Below are 20,647 nucleotides of genomic sequence, written 5' to 3' on the forward strand. Positions count from 1 at the left end.
GAAAAGTGTGGTAAAATGAAACATATAAGACCTCCAATTGAGTGTGGTAATTCCTGTTAGAAGTTGATTGTTTTTTTTATTCTAGTGTACAGGTAAATCCACGAATTCTCAACTGGGGGTCTTTACATATTGTCTATAAAATATTGATTCATTTTAGAACATATATTCATAACATCCTATAACTACTTGATTACACTACAAAAAACTAGAGGCAATCTAAATGACAAAACAATAATATCTAGACCGCAATTGAAAAAACGTAAACCGATTTAGCAAAGTAATAGAAAATAATAAACTCACGAAGTAGAAAACGCCTTATTGTAATTGATACAGCGAGAAAACTGAAACAATTCTTATTTATACTGATAGTAAGACTGAGAATTAGTAAAGCTTATATCGTTTAGAACGTTATCGCACAAGGAATGCTCTTTCGACTAGCATTAACTATCATGCGAGCGACATGTATATTGTTAGATAACAACAATTAGATACTAAATTTTATTTATCAATTAATTGGTCTAATTTAAGACAGTTACATAATTACATTATCCTCTTTTTTCTAATTTATAACATGTTAATCTGTAAAAAATTACACTAAACAAAAAATTAACAAAGATAAAAATAGTAAGTTCTAATAGTGAAAAATCTTCTAAAGCTCTACTTCTCAATGCTATCATAGGTTGAGAATATGGGTAAAATTTATTTAAGTTTTCATTCAAAAACAATAAGACGAACCCGCCCATAGCGCCTAAAGCTGAAATGCCAATTGATTGACCAAAACTTCTAGTTTTAGCATAGGCAAACGCTTGTATGCATAAAATTGATAAAGAGCTCAAAATAGATAAAAGTGTCCATTTTAAAGTTAATAGGACAAAAGAAGAGAGTTCAACATTAGCTACTTTTAAAGCTACAATATAAACAATTAGTACGAGGAATTGAATTGGAATGACTAATGCAGTAACGGTAAATAGCTTGCTTATCAGTAACTTTTTGATAGATACTGCATTTGAACATAACATTTCCAAATTTTTTCTTTCAAACTCTTGAATTAAAGATATTGCTATAAAAATTGCGAGCGTTGGAGGATAAAGAATTTGAGTATAATAGAAAGTTAATTGTCCCCACATCACTTTATCCTGTGTACCATCAATTAAAACTGATTGATTAGCAAAATAGGTACCTAAGCCAATAAAACTTGATAATGCTACAAAAACAACACCAATTATTAAAAGCTGAATTTTATTCAGCTTTTTCCATTCAGCTGAAATATAATGCCTCATTTTCTTTGTCTCTCTTTCTTCAAGAATATACTTCTTACAATAAGATATAACAGTAAACAATAAATTAAATATATTAAGAGTCTAAAGTATATTGATTGGTCAAATTTATAAAGATAGCTTGAATTATTTATTAGGGTAAATTTGTAAGGAGATAAATAAGCACAGCCAACCCATGGTATAGCGAATGTCCACAATATTGTAGATTTGGATGCTAATATTAAACCTATAAATCCACCTATAAAACCTGATGATAACAATAAGCCTTGTTTATCAGTAAACATTGCGAAAGTTAAATAAAAGCAAATGAGACTGAAACTTGACAAGAGTTGTCCTAAAATTTGAAGAATAGTAATTGTTAAAGGGACACTTACTCCGTTAACCATTGCAAATACATTCGTTGCTACTGTTTCTAAAATAGCTAATATAAAAAAGAAAACAGTTGATAAAATTAATTTACTGTAAAAAATTTTAGTTAATGTAGTTCCGTTTGCTTCCTGTAGCTTAAAAGTCTGTCCTTCAAGTTCATTAGAAACTATACGACTAGTGAAAATACTAATAGCTATAGGAAGAAAAAAGCTATTCATTGTTTGATTATTAAATAGTACACTAACTCCGTCATAACTTACTGAATTGATTTCACTACCAGTACTAACTGTATTCCACAAGAATCCAATTAACATGAGGAATATTGTAATAATAAACGATTTTGTCCTACGACTTTTCAATAATTCTATTTGTAAAGCATTAACCATTTTATAACTCCTTAGTTAATTCTAAAAATATATCTTCGAGATTTTCTTTTCTATGTTCTACACGAAAAATTGGAAAGTCTAGTTCAACCAAGGAACGGACTATATTAGCGATTTGCTCGTTATTAGCATTCCAGATTTTAATAAGTTTTGCAGTATATTCTACTTTTCTATTACTAAAACTATCACCAAAAAGATTTTTTAATTTTTCAATGTCAAATTTTCCTTCAATCTCTACCCAATTATTAGCATTTATTTTTTCAATTTCTCCCTCGTATACTAATCTCCCATGATTTATAATTCCAACTCTATCAGCAATCTGCTCAATTTCAGATAGAATATGACTAGAAATGAAAATTGTTAGTCCTGCCTCTTTAGCCAAACGAATAATCAATTCACGTATCTCATGAATACCAGAGGGATCTAATCCATTTGTTGGTTCATCCAATAATAATATCTGAGGTTCTTTTACTAAAGCAAATGCTAGGGCTAAACGCTGTTTCATACCCAAAGAGTAGGCTTTTACTAATTTTTTTCTATTTTTTTCTTCTGATAATCCCACAAGTTCAAGTGTTTTTAAAATATTCTCTTCTTTAAAACCTAACATTTTTTGAAAAACTAATAGATTTTCATAACCTGTTAAATTTGGATAGTATGAAGGTTCTTCAATCATTGACCCTATATATTTTAGGTAATCGTTTGATTTGTTAATTGGAGCGTTCATTACTTCAATTGAACCAGAAGTAGGTTCAATTAATGATAGAATCATCTTCATTGTCGTAGTTTTTCCTGCACCATTAGGACCAAGGAAACCATAAATTTCCCCTTTTCTAACTGTAAGTCTTTCTAAATCAACTGATGCTACTCCTTTAAAATTTTTCTTCAATTTTTTTAGTTTTATTACTTCTGTCATTGTATAATCCATTCCTTTCGTTTTAAATTTTTGTTAATGCCAACACTAAAGTACTAGACACTTTTATTACAAATAAATTTCTTGTAGTCCAAGTTATTCTTTTTTAAATCCTCGTGAGTGGATTTAATGACCTCACCTGTTTCATCATTTATAAAGATAACACTACCAACATAGTTCACAATATCCAAGTGGTGACTTACAATTAAGTTAATTAACACAACTTAATATGTAACAGATAAAAATACTTGAGTGCTTAAGTAAAATTTTTCTATTTAAATGATTAACAACATTTTAGTTTTTTAGTCCAAGTTGCTAGGTTACATTCGTGAGTAAGAGTAAGTACTACTCCGTTTCCAGCACCAATAATTTGGTCGAGTTCCTCCATACTTACTTCTTGTAGTGCATTTACTGCTGCGATTTCTGCGATACTTTGATTATTTGTTGATTTCATAGCTATTCTCCTCGTTTAAAGTAAATCAATATCAAGCATCTTTATCTTGTTACAGTTACATTTTATAAGTACAAGATAAAGAAATATTAAAATTCACTTTAAGAAATCCTAAAGATTTTAGTGGACTTACTTTTTACTTGAAATTTTTGATATACTATAAATATAGATATGGAAAATTCAAAATATTTTACTAGGAGAGCTTATGGATATAGAAACGCCTTTTTTAACTAGAAAAATATTGATTGTTGATGATGATATTGCGTTAAACAATTCAATAAGGGAGATACTATCAGTTTCTGGTTTCAAAAAAATATATAGTGCATACAGCATCAGTGAAGGAATAGAGTCTTTTATTAATAATTCTATTGATTTGATTATATTAGATGTCATGCTTCCAGATGGGAAAGGATATTTACTATCAAAATACGTAAGAAAAAATTCTGATATTCCAATTCTTTTTCTAACAGCAAAAAATGAACCTGAAGATGAAATTCAAGGGTTACAATCTGGAGGAGATGATTTCGTGACTAAGCCTTTCCTTCCTAAAATTCTCATTTATCGCATAATTTCGCTTCTCCGTCGGTCGTACAAAGAAGATAGTAACATTATTAAATTAGATAATTGCATTATTAATTTAGGAAATGCTATTGTTGAAAAAAATAATGAAAAACTTTCTTTAACCCCAATAGAAATTCAAATCGTTCGGAAATTATATGATAATAAAAACTATATTGTATCTACAGAGGCGATTTGTGATACCGTATGGGGCATTGATAGTTTTGGATATGAAAAGTCTTTAATGGTCCATATCAGAAATATCAGAGAAAAAATCGAACTTAACCCTTCAAAGCCACAATACTTAATTACTGTTAAAGGACTCGGCTATAAACTAATGGTATAGGAGCTTGTACATGTTTAAACTACGTGTAATAACACAATTTATTAGACGTTTTATTGTTTCAATCATAGTCATGTCCATAATAAACGTTTTTATTCTAGGATTTTTTGTTTTTAGTCAAGCAAATCAAACTAATGTGATGGACACAGTGAATAATCTAGTCAAACAACTTGATATCAGTTCTAATTCTGCCAAATTATCTAACTTTGGGAAAAAATTAGCTAATTCTAAAGAGGTATGGATTATGATTTTAGACTCTGATAGTGGCGAGGAAATCTATGAATATAAAAAGCCAAGTGAAGTCCCGACACAATATAACCTAGCTGACGTCGCTAAGTTTACACGTTATTATTTAAATGATTACCCCGTATTCGTACAAATTGTTAATAATAAGATCCTTGTTTTTGGATTTTCAAAAGATAGAGTTTTTAGATTTCCTTTCGATTATTATGAAAAATCCGACCTTCATAGCTTATTTATTTTAGCTTTTTTTCTACTTGGAATAAATTGTCTGTATCTATTAATTATTTATACCTACAGTACTAGATTAGTCCAACGTAAGATTACTCCTTTAGTTTTAGCGATTAAAAAATTACCAGAAGGGCTTAGTGGTTCTGTTTCAACTCAAGATGAGCTAAAACAATTAACGGAAGCTATAAATATTGCTGACAAAAAACTAAAAGAAGCTGAACTTTTTAAAGAAAATTGGATTTCTGGTATCGCACATGATATAAAAACCCCTCTTTCCGTCATTACTTCAAATGCTTCTCTTATTAGATCTGATACAGTGGATAAAAATCAATTAAGACGTTTACGTTCCATACTTAATGAGAGTTATTATATTCAAAATACTGTAAATGACTTAAATATTTTTGCCAGATTAACTAATAGCCAGTTCACTCTGAAATTAGAATCAGTCAAAATAATTCCATTCTTCAAGGAGATCATTATACAAATAATAAATCAAGAAGTTTGGGAAAATATAAATTTTTCATTTGAATTTGATGATGAACTTCAAAATAGTAAAATCTCAATTGAAAAAAACTTAATTTCACGTGTAGTTCATAATATTATCTATAACTCTATTCTCCATAATCCTGAGGGCTGTAATGTGAATATTAGTCTACACAGAGATAAAGATTTTTTAATAATTACAATTGAGGATGATGGCATCGGCATAGCAAATGATAAACTATTATCAATTTATGATAGTAATAAAATCATTGAAGAATTTGACATCTCAGGAATTAGACGACACGGTATGGGATTAAAAATCTCAAAACAAATTATTGAAGTTCATGAGGGAACTTTTAAAGTGGAAAGTAAAGAGAATCAATTCTTTAAAGTTATTATTAATTTACCTCTAGAACATGATAATTATTAGTAGCCATGGCAGATAAAGTACCATTCTATTTTATATTCGACAATAATTGCAAACGTCACAGAATATCTCACTGATTGATTAACAAAATTGTTTCGAAATCGGCGAAACATCCACCTACAAAAACAGTCTGATGTCCTTGTTATCGCTAGTTATCTTCGGGCAATTCAAGAGGGTTGCAGGACGGCAAGTGCTATTTACCGTGCCATTCGTCATAATCTCTTCTCTGACAACTTCCCAGAACGCTCTCGATTTTGCCGTATCTGTCAAAATCTTGCTCAAAGTATTCAGCGTATGCGCTATTTTATGGTCTTAGATCTTTGTCAAACCTGCTCGTTCGGCTTGATTGACAGCTTTCCTTGTGCCCTATGTCACCCCATTCGCAACATGAGAGCTACATTGTTATCAGAGGTAGCTGATATTGGCTATAATGCGACTAAGAAAATCCATTATTATGGCTTGAAATTTTCAGTTCTTGTCAGCGATAGTGGGTTTCCTATTGATTATGTTGTCACACCCGCATCTATTTATGATGGCGATGTTGCTTTGGAGCTACTTGAAAATAGCCCATTTCCAATCGTTTATGGAGATAAAGGATATGTGGATAGACAGACAAAGGCAGCGTTGGCAGACTGTGGTATCCAGTTAATTTCTCAACTCAGAAAAAACATGATGGGTTATTCATGGCTAGAAAATTACAAAATAAGTCGATTGAGGAAACCAGTGGAGACTGTATTTTCTAGTTTAGAGCAGTTTGGAATGGAGGCTTTACGTTGCCGAAACATTCAGGCGCTCAAATTTAAGACAGAGGCAATATTACTTATCTATTCCCTTTTGCTTAAAAGCAGTCATGCTGAATTCGGTATCAGTTTAAAATATTCCCTTGCTTACGCTTGATTAACTAGCACAATGGGTAAAATAATATGTTTCCTTATTAAGCTTGACTTAGTACTCTTTAGAGGAAATGAAAAAACAGGGGTTCGTTTAAAACTCCTGTTTTACTGTTTATTCGTAACCGCCCAATAACAAAGTATATTGAAAAAGGCTCCAAAGTCCTGTCGACTCTGGAACCTTTTTCTATTTACATGCTCTCTTAATTTTATTGGGCGGTTACAACCCACTACAGTTGACAAAGAGCCACAAATTATAGAGCCGTTATCTGTTATTGTCTGTATTGACAGGAGCTGTCAGTTCAACGCTTTTGTGACAAATGTCTAGCAAGATAAAGAGCAATTCCCATAATAGTGATACCTATTACAAGGAAAACTGCAATACCAATTCCTCCAGTGGCTGGAAGAGTAGGCGTTTTACTATTTGTAATTTCTTTACTAATGACATCGTTAGTAGCCGACTCTTTCTCCGCTTTCACAGGAGCCAATAACTTCATATATCCTTTTGGAGCCTGTGTCTCTACAAGCCAATAATCCATACCTGATAATAAATTATCAAACTGTGCATTCCCTTGTTCATCTGTTGTCACTTCGATATCATGGGCGTTTTCTGAATCAGACCATCTTGCATCAGATGGCACAACCATCCCCTCCCAGGTATCACTAACATAACGACGGATAAACTTGCCTGCTCTAGCGTTTTCTTCACTATCAGCAATCTTAAACTTAGCTCCTGAAAGTGCTTTTTGAGTATCGCTAGCATCAACTTTATGAAGTTTCAAATTCAACAAACGCTTATTTATAACATTTATCCTTAGTATTGGCACATTCGCTTCGACACCAATCGCACCCCAAGTCTGTCCAGGATTGTAATAGGCTCCCCCAGAACCTTGCGGAACTGACTTCACTGTAAATCTACCTGATGAATCTAGTTGTAAGATAATGTCTCTATCAAGTTTTTGATAGCCATCAGGTGCTTTCATTTCCCGTAGTTTATACTCGACAACTCCTGAAGTTGGTATCGGAATATTACCAATATAGGCTATACCTCTAGCTGTTTTACCATTTGAGTCAACTAGGACATCTGTTGTTACAGACGTAACATCTTCTCCGTCCTTGTTTTTTATCGTCACAGGATTATCCGAACTATCATAGAGAGAGAACACTGCACCCGATAGCCAGCCATCGCCTTGTTTTGTAATATAAAGTGGAACTGTGTTTTTGTCTGCTACTCGAATCTCAGCTGTAGGTGTAGCTTCACTGTGAATAAGCTCTACTGTGCTAACTGTCTGACCATTAGCATCAACTGTGTTGTAATCTGCAGCTAATTTGACACCACCGATGTCGTCTATGATGAACTCAATATCCCGTCCGAAAGATGTGTAACCAGCAGGAGATTGTGTTTCTCGTAAAACATAGTGTAACTCAAAGTCAGTTTTCAAGAGTACTGGTAGCGCTATATTCTCAAATGTTATGTAGCCATTTCCATCTGTTACCCCTTCTGCTACTTGAATCAAGCTAGCACCAGATTTTCTGAAAAGGGTAAATCTAGCACCTGCTAGGGTCTTAGTGTTATACAGATCAGTTTTCTTAACACGGATATTAAAGACTTTCTTATTTACCATCTCAATAAGATGGTCATCTTCTTTAGTAAAGTGAGCAGCAATAACCGTTTGAGTTGGTATGCTTCCAGGGTTAGTAGATGTTGGTACATAGAGGTCTAAAGTTGTTCCTTCGGGGAACGTATGATTCGGAGCTTCTTTTACCAATTCTAAATAAGCCTTGTTTTCATCAGGAGTCACTCCCCAACCCAAGAAGTTTTCCAACCCAGATGTAAAATGCCATATCGCCATCTGTGTAACAAAGTTAAACGATTCATCTGATAGGTTATATTTTTCTTGAATCCCTGTAGCATCACTTGGAAAACCAAGGTAAACTACACCTAATAATCGTTTACGAAGTTCCTCTCCTCGAAAAAGAGCAGTAGCTGGCAAGAATTTATTAAGATTCTCAATTGTTCCGTAAAGATGTTTATAAGGATTACCAGTCAAGCCGTCATTAGGCCACATAACATTTGGAGTCATAAAACAATAAACATTTTTATATTGATTTGAATACCCTTCAATATATTGTCTCAAGACTTTACGTTTGTGATTAGGTGTCGTATTTTGGACTAGGTTATCACGGCTTCGAACCTTAATGTCAGAAGTAACTTCTATTACTGAGTCACCATCAGACGCATTTTCAGAGGCCTTAACTTCGAATTTTATTGGTGCAGCAATCATATATCCATCTGGTGCAGATAACTCCACTAAGGTGTAAGTGCCATAATCCAATTCTTCAGCATGAATTTCCCCTGTTGAAGTCCAAGTGGCAATACGATTAGCCTCATTAGACGTATCATATCCTTTATAAAGTGCTAAGGTAGCGCCTGGTAGACTTTGACCACTTCCAAGTACAGTTTTATCAAACCTAACCGTTACTTTTTTTGCATCTGAAACATCAACAGTGTAAATTCGATTATCGTTTTTTACTCCGATGGACTCAAAATCTTGACCTGGGTTGGCCCAACCGGTATTTACGGCCGAAGGTTTCGATACAGTCGTGAATTTACCATTACTATCTAATTGCAAAACAATGTCGCCATCAAGTTTTTGATAGCCTGGTGGAGCAGTAACCTCACGTAGTTTATAGGTAACTGTTCCTGAAGTTGGAATTGGAATATTTCCAATATAGGCTATCCCTTGACTTCTATGATTAGCTTGGTCAGTGATGACACCTGTTGTTACAGATGTAACATTCTCACCTTTCTCATTCTTAATGGTTACAAGGTTATCTGCACTGTCATATAGTGAAAACTCTGCACCAGATAGCCACTTCGTTCCTGATCCAGTTGCTAACTCTCTCTTACGAATCCGAAGAGGTACAGTATTGTCTGTGTTACGGATCCATACTTCAGACAGTTCTTGTCCTGGAACGAGATTTATAGCTGGAATATTTGGAGCATCACTGCGACTAACCACACCCTGATAATCATCCTTAGACTCTGCCATGCTAATAGCACCATTGCTATCTATCGTCAATGTCCAATCTTCAGTTGGTAGTCTATAGCCGTTTGGAGCTTTTGTTTCTTTAAGTTTGTAAGTTTCTGTACCAGTCAGTGGTAGCGGTAAATTACCAATATAGGCATCTCCTGAAGCGTCGGTAGTGACTTCCGTAACAGTATTACCATTTTTATCGGTAAAGGATACTGGAGTATTATCCTTCAACAACTGGAACGTGGCTCCCTCAGCGCGCCCCCACTCATTGTTATATTTGCGAATTCTAAAGCTTGTATTTGAAATTTCCTTACGAAGGACAAGACCGACACGCTCTGGTTCAACAACTTTGAGGTTATTGATTGTTCCTGCAAAAGAGTTCCATGCTGCTTTTGCTGATTCTTCACTAGTTTCAGGATTAAGTATGTTAGCATCTACTTCAGCTGGCGCCTGCATCGTTATAAAGACATCTTGCCCCGAAGGTATGGATGCAACACCATCTTTCAAGACCATCTTAAAACTATGTATAGTTGACCAATCAGTCACTCTATCAGCTAACATCCAGTTTGGATCTGTTGCATCACCTGGATTACTTGGTTTTTGTGACTGATCAGAATAATAGGCAACATTATAGATGTCATCACGTTTTGGATTAGTGGACGTGCTATAGTATACATCGACTTTCCCATCCCAAGCTGCTGGTAAATCAATTGGCCCTGTCATTGTCAAACCAAATTTACTGTCACGAGCTTTGTTACTAACAACAGTTAAGTCACCTACTGTTGGCAGAATGTCTATAAAAGCCATTCTACTAATAGCATTACCTGAGGTATTAGAAATATTTAGACGGTATAACACGCGACCCGACAAGTCTGCATGTCCCATTTTACTATAATCCGAATCAAGGTTACCTTTAACTGCCTTATTCAAGATGAGTGTATCATTACTAACAAAATTATAACGTGCTAATCCGTGAACAACCTGGTCAGTTGTTGATCCATTTTGGTTATAGTCATTATTGTCTATCTGCAAATCACTATTACTACCTGCTTTTAGAGGAGTACTTGTAGAACCATAAGCGTCTATTTCCAATAATGATGACGCACTTTCAGATACAGTAACGTTAACTTCATAGGTCATGTACTTCCCTGGCTTGAGTTGTTTATCACCATCACCTTCCCACTCATAAACAATCAACTGACGTCCTGTTCCATTGAAGTTATCAATGATTTTTTTTACAGTACCTTTAGACTGACTGTAGGTCCAGTTCGGTTTTGACTTGTCTACTGTTACTCCTTTTGGAAGAAGCGTTGAAGCAACTAGTGATTGATCCATTGCTCGATTTGAACTATCTACATTCCGGAAAGTTACTTTAAGGCGATTGGCACCTGGTTTGGTTACGATATTCCCATCTCTAGTCAGAAGTTCTGGCGTTATCGTAGCCATCGCTGGAGTGTTATTTTTGGCTGCTATAAATGCTGTACGAGGACCGTATTCTGTTTTAATGTATTTATCTTCTTGCCATGTCCCCTGTTTGTAGGTTTGACCAATGGATGGGTAACGGACAAAATCAATATTTCTAGCACCTGACTCATCAAAATTAACCATCGCTATGCGACCAAAAGTATAGGATTGATTTTTCACATATTGTGGCTTGCTATTGTTCAAGTTTGGATTGATCGTATAGGTATCGATGACTTGAGCTGCAAACCCGGCATTAAGGATTTCTGAGTTATCTTCTTTCCCCCATATAACCTCATATGACTTAACATGGTCTGTGGCAGCTAGGCCAAGATCAGACCGTGTAAGTGTCGTATGGTTGAACCTTAGTCCTTGTCCACCACTGGTAATAGTCCCCCATGGTTCTGTGTAAGTAATAGGATACTCACCTGGTTTGAAAACTTTTGTTTTAGTTGTTCCATCTTTGAGAGTCATTTTGACTGTCAAAGTAGGGTAGTTGGTAGAAGTTCCACCTGAAATCTTCCCACCCTGAACTTGCCCATTAACATTAGAATAAGCAAAGAAAGTCCCAAGTGTCGGTTTAATCTCACTAAGTTCCAAATTATCATCCACGTCCCTATGAATCCCTACATAGCGGTAATCATTCTTAAATGGATTATAATCCCCGTAACCTGGATTTTCTGTCCACCAACTTGGTCTTGACGGTGTCCCCATAACCTCTCGTTGTCCACTAGATACTAATGTTGGTGGGGTACCAATCGTAGTTGTCTCTGTGATAGGAATCCAAACCTGGTTCCCGTTAAGTTTAAAATAAAATTTAGCAGATGACTGGTCATAGTAGATATAGGCATCATTTGTTTGATCACTATTAACTCGATTATTTCCAGCATTGTCATAGAATGTATATTTTGTACCGTTCACAGTAATCTCTGCCACTCGTCTAGGATGCGTCCCTTGGTTCCATACGATTGATATATTTACTGGTGTAGTACGATTATTTCGAGAATTAGTTGCAATGCCCTGATAACCACCGTATGTTAAATTATTATAATAGGTTCTATTTGCCAATATTGTTGGCATATACATCATGGTAAAGCTAAGTTTTGTGGATGGGCTATTTTCAACTGTGGGATTAGGATTGGCATTAGAAAGATCTCCTAACCCACCATTACCGTTTGATGGTCCTCTATTAAAACCATAAACATATGTTCCATTACTTGGCGGTAACGGACTTGATGGAGAAGCTACTATTCCATTCACTTCATTAGATTTAGTTGAAATGGTTTCATTGAAATTGGTCGTTGCTGTCCCAGTCGCCGTATTTTTAAATATTGCGCCACTTGTATTTGGTGCTTTTGTAGAAAATATGACTTCATCTGACCACAAATAACCTTTTGTAGCTAAGTTATTTTTTTGCTGATCTATACTTGGTGCTGTAAACTTCTTACTTGAATCTCCAACGAAGGTAAGGCCACTTGGATTGTCATCTTTTATCGTGATAGTTTCACCTGGCTTGAGATACTGTCCCCCGGTATTAGCAATCGAAACCGTTGCTTTGACTTTCCACTGAACCACGTCCCCTGGTGAGACCGACTGAGATGCATCGCCATTTTTACCTAGGTACTGCTTTGTAACGGTCAAATCAGGCTTACTAGATTCCACAACAGTATATACGTCTGTTCCACTATTATAGACCACTTTTCCATCAGCCTCCACAACAGCTTGTACAGCCATCAAATCTCCATTTGGAATGACACCATTAGTCGAGTTGATTTGTAGCTCGGTGGAATAGATTTGACCTGTAGTTAGTCGTGGAATCGTCCATATTAAGGTCTTTTTATCACTACTTAAGACAGGCTGTACCCCAGCAATTGTCATGCGACCTAAATCTGAAGATAGTTGATAGTAAGTTGTATTTTCCGGTAACTTAATTGTTACCTTAACATTATTTACAGTTCCTTCTATTGCTCCAGAGGCCTTGACGTATAACTTAAAAATCCCGGTCTCTCCAGACTTAATCGTTGGACGCTCTGCCTCAATATACCCTGTTACTCCCTCGGCATTAGGGTCAGAAATCACACGTTCATCCCCAATAGAGGCCGAAAGCGTACTTGGTACAGCAAATAGACTAGTTGCTAAATTAGGAAAGATGCCGTTAATAGCAAATAGACTTGGAAAAATTGTACTACTAGTTTCCTCAGTCGAATTTTCTTGAGTATCTTCAGTTGCCTCTGATTGGTTTGATTCTACTTGTGGTTCCTCACCTGTAGTAGTCTGAGCTGTTTCATTATCTGTACTAAATATCTCTTCTTTATTTGAATCTGGCTGACTTGGGCTTTCTGTAGTACCTTCACTAATGGAATTCTCCGTAGGTGTTGTCTGCTCATTTATATTCTCTGAACTTGAAGTTCCTTCTGTACTTGAATCTGACTGGTTTGGCTCTCCTTGTGTTTCCTCACTAGCGGTAGTTTGGCCTGTTTCACTATCTGAGCTAAAAGTCTCTGGATTATCCCCAGTGACTACCAAATGAGCTGGAAAGCTCTGAATCTTTTCAGAATCACTGATCTCGTCAAGATTTACAGGCTGAGTATTTGATGTTGTAGCAATCAGTTGTGCTTCAAATTTTCTATCTGAAACTAAAACAACTCTTATTTTCTTTTGATTATTTTGAAAATGTAATCTCAAAAAAGAACTTTGTGTAGTAGCATCTTTTGTCTTTTCTTCAATAAGAGTTCTTACATTGACAGTCTCACTACCCTCAAACCTTTCTTCAGCGAGTAAAGCTTGATTTGCTGATACACTTTGCTCGACTTGATAGTTTATCCCATCTGGAAGTTCGATATCAACATCTTGAACAACTGACTCTGGTCGCTCAATCGTAAAAGTTGCTTCTTGATTAACCTTGAGTGATGCTGGCTGTGCCCCCTCTGCAGTCAATTCCACATTGTCTTTTATAATTTTTAATTCCCTGGTAGTAGCTATGTCGTCAGCTTTTACAACCTTCATACTAGCCAAGGGGATTAAAGTATTAGCTGCCAGCAATATTAGTAGCATAAAATATCTACTAAATAAATTCAATCTCTTTAACACTCTTGTCTCCTTCCATGATTTAAACACCTTTAATTTTTCCATTTTTTAAAATCTAATTTTTTTCTAAAATAACGATATACTAGGAAAAGTAAGATGAAAATAATTGAAATAATGATAATAATCTTTAGTAATAAGTTAGTCTCAGCATTTTTTCTTTCTTTTTTAGCATTTTTATCATTATAAGCAATGCGATGTCCTGTTACTAACAATCGATGACTGTTTATCATATAGGGTGTACAACTTAGCAAAGTTACTAAATCTCTACCTTCTTGAATAGATAAAGCAGATACTTCATCCGGTTCAATGACTTGGATACTCTCTACCTTATACGCTAAAGTTTCCTTGATGTTAGTAATATAAAAAACATCATTTTTCTTGAGCTTATTTAATTCTGTAAATAGCCGTGCCTGCGGTAGACCTCTATGTGCTGTAATAACAGCCCGTGTACTTTTCCCACCGACAGGCAAGGAAGAACCTTCTAGATGACCCGCACCCCGTTGTAAGATATCCTCGCTAGTTCCAGCATAGATGGGTAATTCAACATCTATCTTTGGTATTGAAATGCTACCTATCATTTCCTCAACTTCTAGCATCCTTGCATACTCATCACGCGCTTCTTTTTGTAAAGCGATAAATGGGTCAGATACATCAAGCTGGGTGCCCCCTACCAGAGACTCGTTGTAAATGTTGGCTAGCTTCATACGTCTAGAGATAACTTCTGGGGTAAGTTCTTTTATTTTTTTTTCAAAGGTAGTAATTTTTTGATGCTGTAGATATATATTATATATTTGAGCACTAATAGGATATAGTGCGATAACAAAACCTAGAAAAAACAGACCAATGATTAGAAAGGAATTTTTCCTCTTAGATCTTTTTGATAGTTTCTTTTTTTGCTGCTTCATTTTTCTCTAATGACTTTTTACCTTTTACTTTTCGGTATAAGTAAACTAAAATTAGTATGAATAGTAGAACTATTCCCAAGATAATGATAATGACTACTTTACGACCTTTATTTAATTCTGTTTTTTCTTCTTTAGCAACATAAGGGATCCTATGACCTCGGACCAACATACGATGACTGTTTATCATATAAGGTGTACAGGTAATAAGTGTGACATAATCTCTGCCTTCTACAATTTCAATTTGAGACACATCACTAGGCTCAACAACTTTTATCTGATCGACTTGGTATGCCAATACTTTATCGAGCACATGTATATAAAACTTATTCCCTTCTTTTACCTTATCTAAATCGGTAAATAGTCTGGAATTTGGTAGCCCTCTATGTCCAGTTAGAACAGCGTGAGTGTTTTTTCCCCCAACAGGCAAAGAACTCCCTTCTAAATGTCCAACTCCTTTTTGCAGAACAACTTCTTGCGTCCCAGCATAGATGGGAAGCTCCTGAGAAATACGTGGAATGGTTATGTAGCCAATCTGTTCATGTATTTCAAGCATTTTTGCATAGGCTGCCACCCCTTCATCCTTTTGTTCTTTTGTGAAAGGATCTTGGTAGCTAATGGTCGATGAGGTACTAATCAAAGAGGAGTTATAGGCTCTAGCAAGCTCCATGCGCTTTTTAATTTCCTCAGGTTCAATTTTAGCAAGCTCCTTCTCATAAGTACCAATACTTTGATATGCTTGATAAAAGGATATTATTTGACCAGACAAAGGATATCCAAATAAGAGTAGCCCAACGATAAAAATTATAATGAAACCTCGATTTGATTTTTTGTGTCCTACTCTTTTAAATTTCTTATCCATCCTTTACTAAGTAAAACCCTTCCTATTGTAGTTTATTATAAAATATCATTTTCACTTATTCTAGCTGATTCAGCTTTTTTTGAACGATGTGCAAAGCAAACTGCCACTAATATTAAAATGAAGCCAACTCCCCCAATGATCAACCTCACTTCACCCGTTTTTGGGAGCCAAGGCCGTCTCGGATTACTTGGCGGTGGTGTTTCTCTATAATTTTTAACAACAACTTTAACGACACTTTTTCCGGTAACTGATACCGAAATGTTATTATTCAGCAATAAATAACCCAAATGTGCCTTTGTTTCTTTGAAGTAATACTCACCCAATGGTAAATTCTGAACATAAATTTGACCATTTTGATCTGTCGTCAAAGTATCACGATCATTTGTATCTGTCGATAACTGGCCATGCTGATTAAATCTCAGAGGTCTTAAATCTCCAACACGATAAAGCTGAAAGTCAACTTTATCTAAAAGCCGAGGATTGTTTTCATTTTTATCATCAAATCCCCACTTCGTTAGTAATATACTTCCATTATCTGGCCATTTTTTAGCTATGACTACATTTTCTGTAGACTTATTATCAAATGGAAAGTTAATAACAAATGGTGTGTACTTCCAATCTCGTTCAGAATCATCACGAATATAGTAGACTCCCTCTTTTAGGTTTTGCACGACAACCTCTCCATTATCGTCACTAGGAGTTGACTGTACAGCCCTGATATAACGCTTGTCTAAGTCTTGAACGGATAAATCCATAAGAGATTCATTTAGTTCCGCCATTCTATCACGGCTAATAGGATATAGCTCATCAGATACATACCATAGTTTATAGACTACCCCAGCAGTTGCTTCCGATCCTCGAATTACCAACTGTCTAGCCTCATCAGCTTGAATAACTGTCGAACTGAAACCTACCAAGGACAAGACTACAACTATGAGTAGACAAAATCGTTGAACATATTTAGATAGATTCATATATATTTAATTCATTCCTTTCGTTTCACTCAAGGCTACAACACTGAATGAAAAGTGTTGCCTTTTCACACTATTATTCTTACTTCATTAGGAGGGGGAACAGTAAGGTTCCCCCTCCTAATGAAGAAAGAATAAATTCTTTCTCCTAGCTTCAAGTTATACTTCTTATTTTTTTCTTAAGCGTTGCGTTGCTTCATCTTGTATCCAGCAAATGCCATCAATGCAAGACCTGCTATGATGAACAATGCAGCACCGATACCACCTGTCATTGGAAGCTCAGGCGTTTTCTTGTTTTCTACTTCTTTTGCTTCAGAAGGTACCAAGTCCGTTGCTGTAGGATCTTTGAGGTAGCTTGTTTTGTTTACTTCAAATGAAAATACGTTATTCACTGGAAGTGTGTATCCTGAAGGTGCTTTTGTTTCTTTCAAGTAGTAAGTGCTTGAAGCTGCATCATTTTTATCTCCCTCAGCTCCATAAGCCAAACCTTGAATATCAAATGTACCATCAGCACCTGATACAAGTACTACAGCTTGACCGACAGCAACATTTTTGAATTTTGCAGCATTGTCGGTTTCAGCTTTGTTGGCATCAATCATTTTTTGTGTCCAAACAACAGCCTGTGTTGCACTAGAATCTGAATAAAGCTCAAACTCTGCACCTGCAAGCTTTTTAGTTTTATCTTTAGCATCAACTTTGACGAAACGTTTTCCACCTTCATGAGCTTCAGGTCGATCTGATGGTGGTGTTTCTTTTGGTTGACCATCCTGGTTATATGGATTATCATATGTAATTGTTGTTTCATTTTCGATAGCTTTACCTGGTACCGCTTTTTCATTCAAAACAGTATCAAGTTCAACAACTACAAAAGCACCATCTGTAGCATCAGCAATTGCATTTGAACCGACAAAATTCGCATCTGCATTATCTTCACGGTATTTAGCTACTTTTGCGATACCGGATTCAGTCAAAGCAACAGTTAATTTACGGCTATTTTGTTCGTAGTTAACAGTATAGTCTGTATCAGCTACAAATGATTCAGTTGAACCATTGATTCTCACACCTTTAACTTCACTGTAATCGAGTTCTTGTGACAATGTATCATTGAAAGTGTAGGTAGTGTAGTTTTTGATATCTACTGGAATAGTACCTTTAAGGAACCATTTTACAGTATCACCAACCTTTGTACCTGAGTCATTGTTACCAAGTGTAGTAACGTCTTTACCTGGTGTTGGTGTTTCTACTTTGTTCTTTGGATAAACATTTACAGTATCCAAATATCCACTTTCAGTACCAAATGGCAATGTGATAAGCATTGGAACTGTAGAAGCTACTTGCATTTTTTTTGATGCTTCGCTACCATCATTTGCCAATTCAACTACCCAGTATAGTCCATAATCAGCTTTATTTACAGTAAACGTTGTTGTACCCAAATCATCTGTCGCAGGTGTGATACCTGTAGTAGTGTATGTTTCTTTCAACTTAGCCAAACTCAATTTACTGAGAGCCTCGACAGTATCAGTATCATTAACCTTGAACCATTGGAACTTAACCCCCTTCATTGGTTCAACATCACCAAGTTGGTTTTTCAACTGTTCATCGGTTAGAGCAGAACCGTCTGGGTTTTTAATTGTTCGTTCATCTTTAGAAATCAACTTATGGATTGCAACCGTTGTTTGTGCTGGAGTTGTATCAACATCAGCATTGGCAACAACAGGAGCTAAAACCAAGATTAAGCTGGCTAAAGCTGAAAAAACTTTCGTTAATCTTTTCATTACTTACTCCTTAATGTTTTAATATAACTGAAGCTGGCTATCATGAATAGTATGATACCACTTTTTATTATATCACCCCCCCCCCCGAATTCAATAGGACTCCTTGAAAAAAAACGTTTTTCTGTACAAAATTTATAAAGTATTTTTGTTAAACGATTGCTCTTTTAGTCATGGGTGTTTGGTAATTAAGAGTGCTGTGGATGCGATGGTGATTCCACCAGTGGACATAATCCTTAGTTTTAAGGGTTAATTCTTCCAGAGAGCGGAAGGTTTCTTGGTTGATAAACTCCAGTTTGAAGGAGCGATAGGTACTCTCAGCTACCGCATTGTCATAAGGAAAACTCGCTTGACTCAGCGAACGTGTGATGCCAAAGGCTTCTAACATCTCATCAATCAGGGCATTATCAAACTCCTTACCACGATCAGAATGGAAGAGATTGGCTTTGGTCAGAGCGTAGGGAATGTTTTGAATGGCTTCTTTGACCAAGTCAGCAGTCTTGTGCCAACCAAGGGATAGGCCAATGATTTCACGGTTGAAGAGGTCAATGTTCAAGCAAACGTAAGCCCAACGCTTACCAATACGGACATAAGTCAAGTCTGTCACAAGAGCTTCAAGTGGCTTTTCTTGCTTAAATTGTCTGGCTAGGAGGTTTGGAATGGGTGCTTCATTCTTCCCTTTAGCATGCGGTTTGAAGGTAGCCTTATGGTAAATTCAATCTCTTCATGATGCGACAAATCCGCCGGCGAGGGAGCGGGAAAGAACTCGACTGATCAAAAAAAGAGTTCGTCTTCCCGCCCCCGCACAGTTGATTAGGTCAGATTTGGGGTGTAAAACACGAACAAATCTGCCAATCAACCACTGCGCTGAGATGTTGACACGACCCCTGAGAAGCGAGGTTGGTCTTTTTGCCCAGCCTCCTTCCAGACATTTTTTTATCTTCCTAGCGCCGTATCTGGACTTATTGTCAAGAAAAATACGCTTCACCATTTCTTCAAGTTGTGCCTCAGATACTGGCACTACAGCTTTGTAGTAATAGCTGAAACGAGGAATGTTCAAGCATTGACACATGGCTGAAATGCTGTATTTGTCCTTGTTAGCAGTGATTAGTTCCCTTTTCGTGCCATAATCACTGCAGCTTGCTTTAGGATATCAACCTGCATTTCAAGCTCTTTATTTCGTTTTCTGAGTTCCATCAACTCACGCTGTTCATCTGTCAGATTATCAACAGTTTTGAAGGAACCAGTTGTTCTTGCTTGTTTAACCCACTTGTCAAAGCTAGACGGGGTCAGGTCATACTCTTTGATAATCTCGCTTCGCTTCATACCTGCATTGTGAAGATCAACAAGAGTTGTTTAAACTCATCTGTGAAATGACGGCGAATTTTTCTAGACATATCTGTTCTCCTCTTTTCTTTAGTGTAGAACACTTTATTCTTCTGTCTAGTTTAGTGTAACCTGTTCGCATTGAATTTCTCAGATGAACTGAAATTCTATTACGAACTCCACCAGATCCTCCTCTTCCATTTCCAAGAGAAGAACTCGAACTATTTCTTCGAGATTCTAAAGGGCAACCTGAACATAGTCAATCCTGCCTTTAAAACTGTTTTTAAAACTTTTCTAAAGTATAAAACGTACATCACGAACGCCATGGAGCTTCCATATTTCAACGCTAAGCTAGAAGCGACCAATAAACTCATAAAAGACATCAAGAGACAAGCGTTCGGCTTTAGGAACTTTAAGAACTTTAAAACTAAGATTTACATCACTTTGAATATTGAAAAAGAGAGAACGAATTTCGTCCTCTCTAGGTGTTAGCTTTTCGTCTACCCACTACCGTTGACAAAGAGCCGAAATTTTCTCACTCTGATACTACCCCACCCAAAAGCAAAAAGCCTTGTCTCCAAGGCTTTTCAGGCTCTATAATTTCTGTAGTGGGTAAAACCACCGTGGAGATTATGGAGCCTTTTTAAGTATATACAAAAAGTCCCA

General features: G+C 36.0%; 12 protein-coding genes and 3 pseudogenes. 4 read left to right on the top strand and 11 right to left on the bottom strand.

Annotated features, from left to right (window positions below; translation table 11 throughout):
• Window positions 1–545 precede the first annotated feature (545 nt).
• From P7J49_RS10900 to P7J49_RS10915, 4 genes are all read right to left on the bottom strand, one after another.
• Window positions 546–1,280: an ABC transporter permease gene (locus P7J49_RS10900; RefSeq protein ID WP_408570680.1), complete on the bottom strand. Its 735-nt coding sequence runs from the start codon at window positions 1,278–1,280 to the stop codon at window positions 546–548.
• Entirely contained in the window at window positions 1,277–2,032 is a 756-nt protein-coding gene (locus tag P7J49_RS10905; protein WP_044675522.1) for an ABC transporter permease, read from the bottom strand. The genes P7J49_RS10900 and P7J49_RS10905 overlap by 4 nt, the downstream gene beginning before the upstream one ends.
• Window position 2,033: 1 nt before the next feature.
• Entirely contained in the window at window positions 2,034–2,942 is a 909-nt protein-coding gene (locus tag P7J49_RS10910) for an ABC transporter ATP-binding protein (RefSeq protein ID WP_044675520.1), read from the bottom strand.
• A gap of 280 nt (window positions 2,943–3,222) precedes the next feature.
• Entirely contained in the window at window positions 3,223–3,393 is a 171-nt protein-coding gene (locus P7J49_RS10915) for a lacticin 481 family lantibiotic (RefSeq protein WP_050572218.1), read from the bottom strand.
• 202 nt (window positions 3,394–3,595) lie between these two features.
• On the opposite strand from P7J49_RS10915, the gene P7J49_RS10920 reads away from it, so the two are divergent.
• The 3 genes from P7J49_RS10920 to P7J49_RS10930 all read left to right on the top strand — a co-directional run bounded on the left by P7J49_RS10920 (window position 3,596) and on the right by P7J49_RS10930 (window position 6,569).
• A complete protein-coding gene (locus P7J49_RS10920) occupies window positions 3,596–4,294 on the top strand; it encodes a response regulator transcription factor (protein ID WP_408570681.1) in 699 nt (232 codons plus the stop codon).
• A 10-nt stretch (window positions 4,295–4,304) separates the two neighbouring features.
• Window positions 4,305–5,675: a sensor histidine kinase gene (locus tag P7J49_RS10925; protein ID WP_408570682.1), complete on the top strand. Its 1,371-nt coding sequence runs from the start codon at window positions 4,305–4,307 to the stop codon at window positions 5,673–5,675.
• Between the two features lie 87 nt (window positions 5,676–5,762).
• Complete coding sequence (locus P7J49_RS10930; RefSeq protein WP_408570683.1) at window positions 5,763–6,569, top strand: IS982 family transposase; 807 nt, start codon at window positions 5,763–5,765, stop codon at window positions 6,567–6,569.
• Window positions 6,570–6,864: 295 nt separating this feature from the next.
• On the opposite strand, the gene P7J49_RS10935 is transcribed toward P7J49_RS10930, so the two are convergent.
• From P7J49_RS10935 to P7J49_RS10965, 7 genes and pseudogenes are all read right to left on the bottom strand, one after another.
• A complete protein-coding gene (locus P7J49_RS10935) occupies window positions 6,865–14,115 on the bottom strand; it encodes a SpaA isopeptide-forming pilin-related protein (protein ID WP_408570684.1) in 7,251 nt (2,416 codons plus the stop codon).
• Window positions 14,116–14,180: 65 nt separating this feature from the next.
• A complete protein-coding gene (locus tag P7J49_RS10940; protein ID WP_024380450.1) occupies window positions 14,181–15,053 on the bottom strand; it encodes a class C sortase in 873 nt (290 codons plus the stop codon).
• Window positions 15,016–15,912: a class C sortase gene (locus P7J49_RS10945; RefSeq protein ID WP_029998316.1), complete on the bottom strand. Its 897-nt coding sequence runs from the start codon at window positions 15,910–15,912 to the stop codon at window positions 15,016–15,018. The genes P7J49_RS10940 and P7J49_RS10945 overlap by 38 nt, the downstream gene beginning before the upstream one ends.
• A 35-nt stretch (window positions 15,913–15,947) precedes the next feature.
• Window positions 15,948–16,886, bottom strand: a complete 939-nt coding sequence (locus P7J49_RS10950; protein WP_044687908.1) for a collagen binding domain-containing protein — start codon at window positions 16,884–16,886, stop codon at window positions 15,948–15,950.
• 176 nt (window positions 16,887–17,062) lie between these two features.
• Entirely contained in the window at window positions 17,063–18,658 is a 1,596-nt protein-coding gene (locus P7J49_RS10955; protein WP_044687906.1) for a SpaH/EbpB family LPXTG-anchored major pilin, read from the bottom strand.
• Window positions 18,659–18,806: 148 nt separating this feature from the next.
• Window positions 18,807–19,410 (bottom strand): annotated as a pseudogene (locus tag P7J49_RS10960) (IS3 family transposase); the annotation flags it as partial.
• Window positions 19,411–19,577: 167 nt separating this feature from the next.
• Window positions 19,578–20,052, bottom strand: a pseudogene (locus tag P7J49_RS10965) (transposase); the annotation flags it as partial.
• 70 nt (window positions 20,053–20,122) lie between these two features.
• On the opposite strand from P7J49_RS10965, the pseudogene P7J49_RS10970 reads away from it, so the two are divergent.
• A pseudogene (locus tag P7J49_RS10970) lies at window positions 20,123–20,473 on the top strand (transposase); the annotation flags it as partial.
• Window positions 20,474–20,647: the final 174 nt, after the last annotated feature.

Source organism: Streptococcus suis (assembly GCF_046032515.1).
Taxonomy (GTDB): domain Bacteria; phylum Bacillota; class Bacilli; order Lactobacillales; family Streptococcaceae; genus Streptococcus; species Streptococcus suis_AL.

Coding starts and splice junctions, on each gene's coding strand:
- P7J49_RS10900 (WP_408570680.1), bottom strand. CDS start 1,280: ATGAGGCATTATATTTCAGCTGAATGGAAAAAGCTGAATAAAATTCAG.
- P7J49_RS10905 (WP_044675522.1), bottom strand. CDS start 2,032: ATGGTTAATGCTTTACAAATAGAATTATTGAAAAGTCGTAGGACAAAA.
- P7J49_RS10910 (WP_044675520.1), bottom strand. CDS start 2,942: ATGACAGAAGTAATAAAACTAAAAAAATTGAAGAAAAATTTTAAAGGA.
- P7J49_RS10915 (WP_050572218.1), bottom strand. CDS start 3,393: ATGAAATCAACAAATAATCAAAGTATCGCAGAAATCGCAGCAGTAAAT.
- P7J49_RS10920 (WP_408570681.1), top strand. CDS start 3,596: ATGGATATAGAAACGCCTTTTTTAACTAGAAAAATATTGATTGTTGAT.
- P7J49_RS10925 (WP_408570682.1), top strand. CDS start 4,305: ATGTTTAAACTACGTGTAATAACACAATTTATTAGACGTTTTATTGTT.
- P7J49_RS10935 (WP_408570684.1), bottom strand. CDS start 14,115: ATGCTACTAATATTGCTGGCAGCTAATACTTTAATCCCCTTGGCTAGT.
- P7J49_RS10940 (WP_024380450.1), bottom strand. CDS start 15,053: ATGAAGCAGCAAAAAAAGAAACTATCAAAAAGATCTAAGAGGAAAAAT.
- P7J49_RS10945 (WP_029998316.1), bottom strand. CDS start 15,912: ATGGATAAGAAATTTAAAAGAGTAGGACACAAAAAATCAAATCGAGGT.
- P7J49_RS10950 (WP_044687908.1), bottom strand. CDS start 16,886: ATGAATCTATCTAAATATGTTCAACGATTTTGTCTACTCATAGTTGTA.
- P7J49_RS10955 (WP_044687906.1), bottom strand. CDS start 18,658: ATGAAAAGATTAACGAAAGTTTTTTCAGCTTTAGCCAGCTTAATCTTG.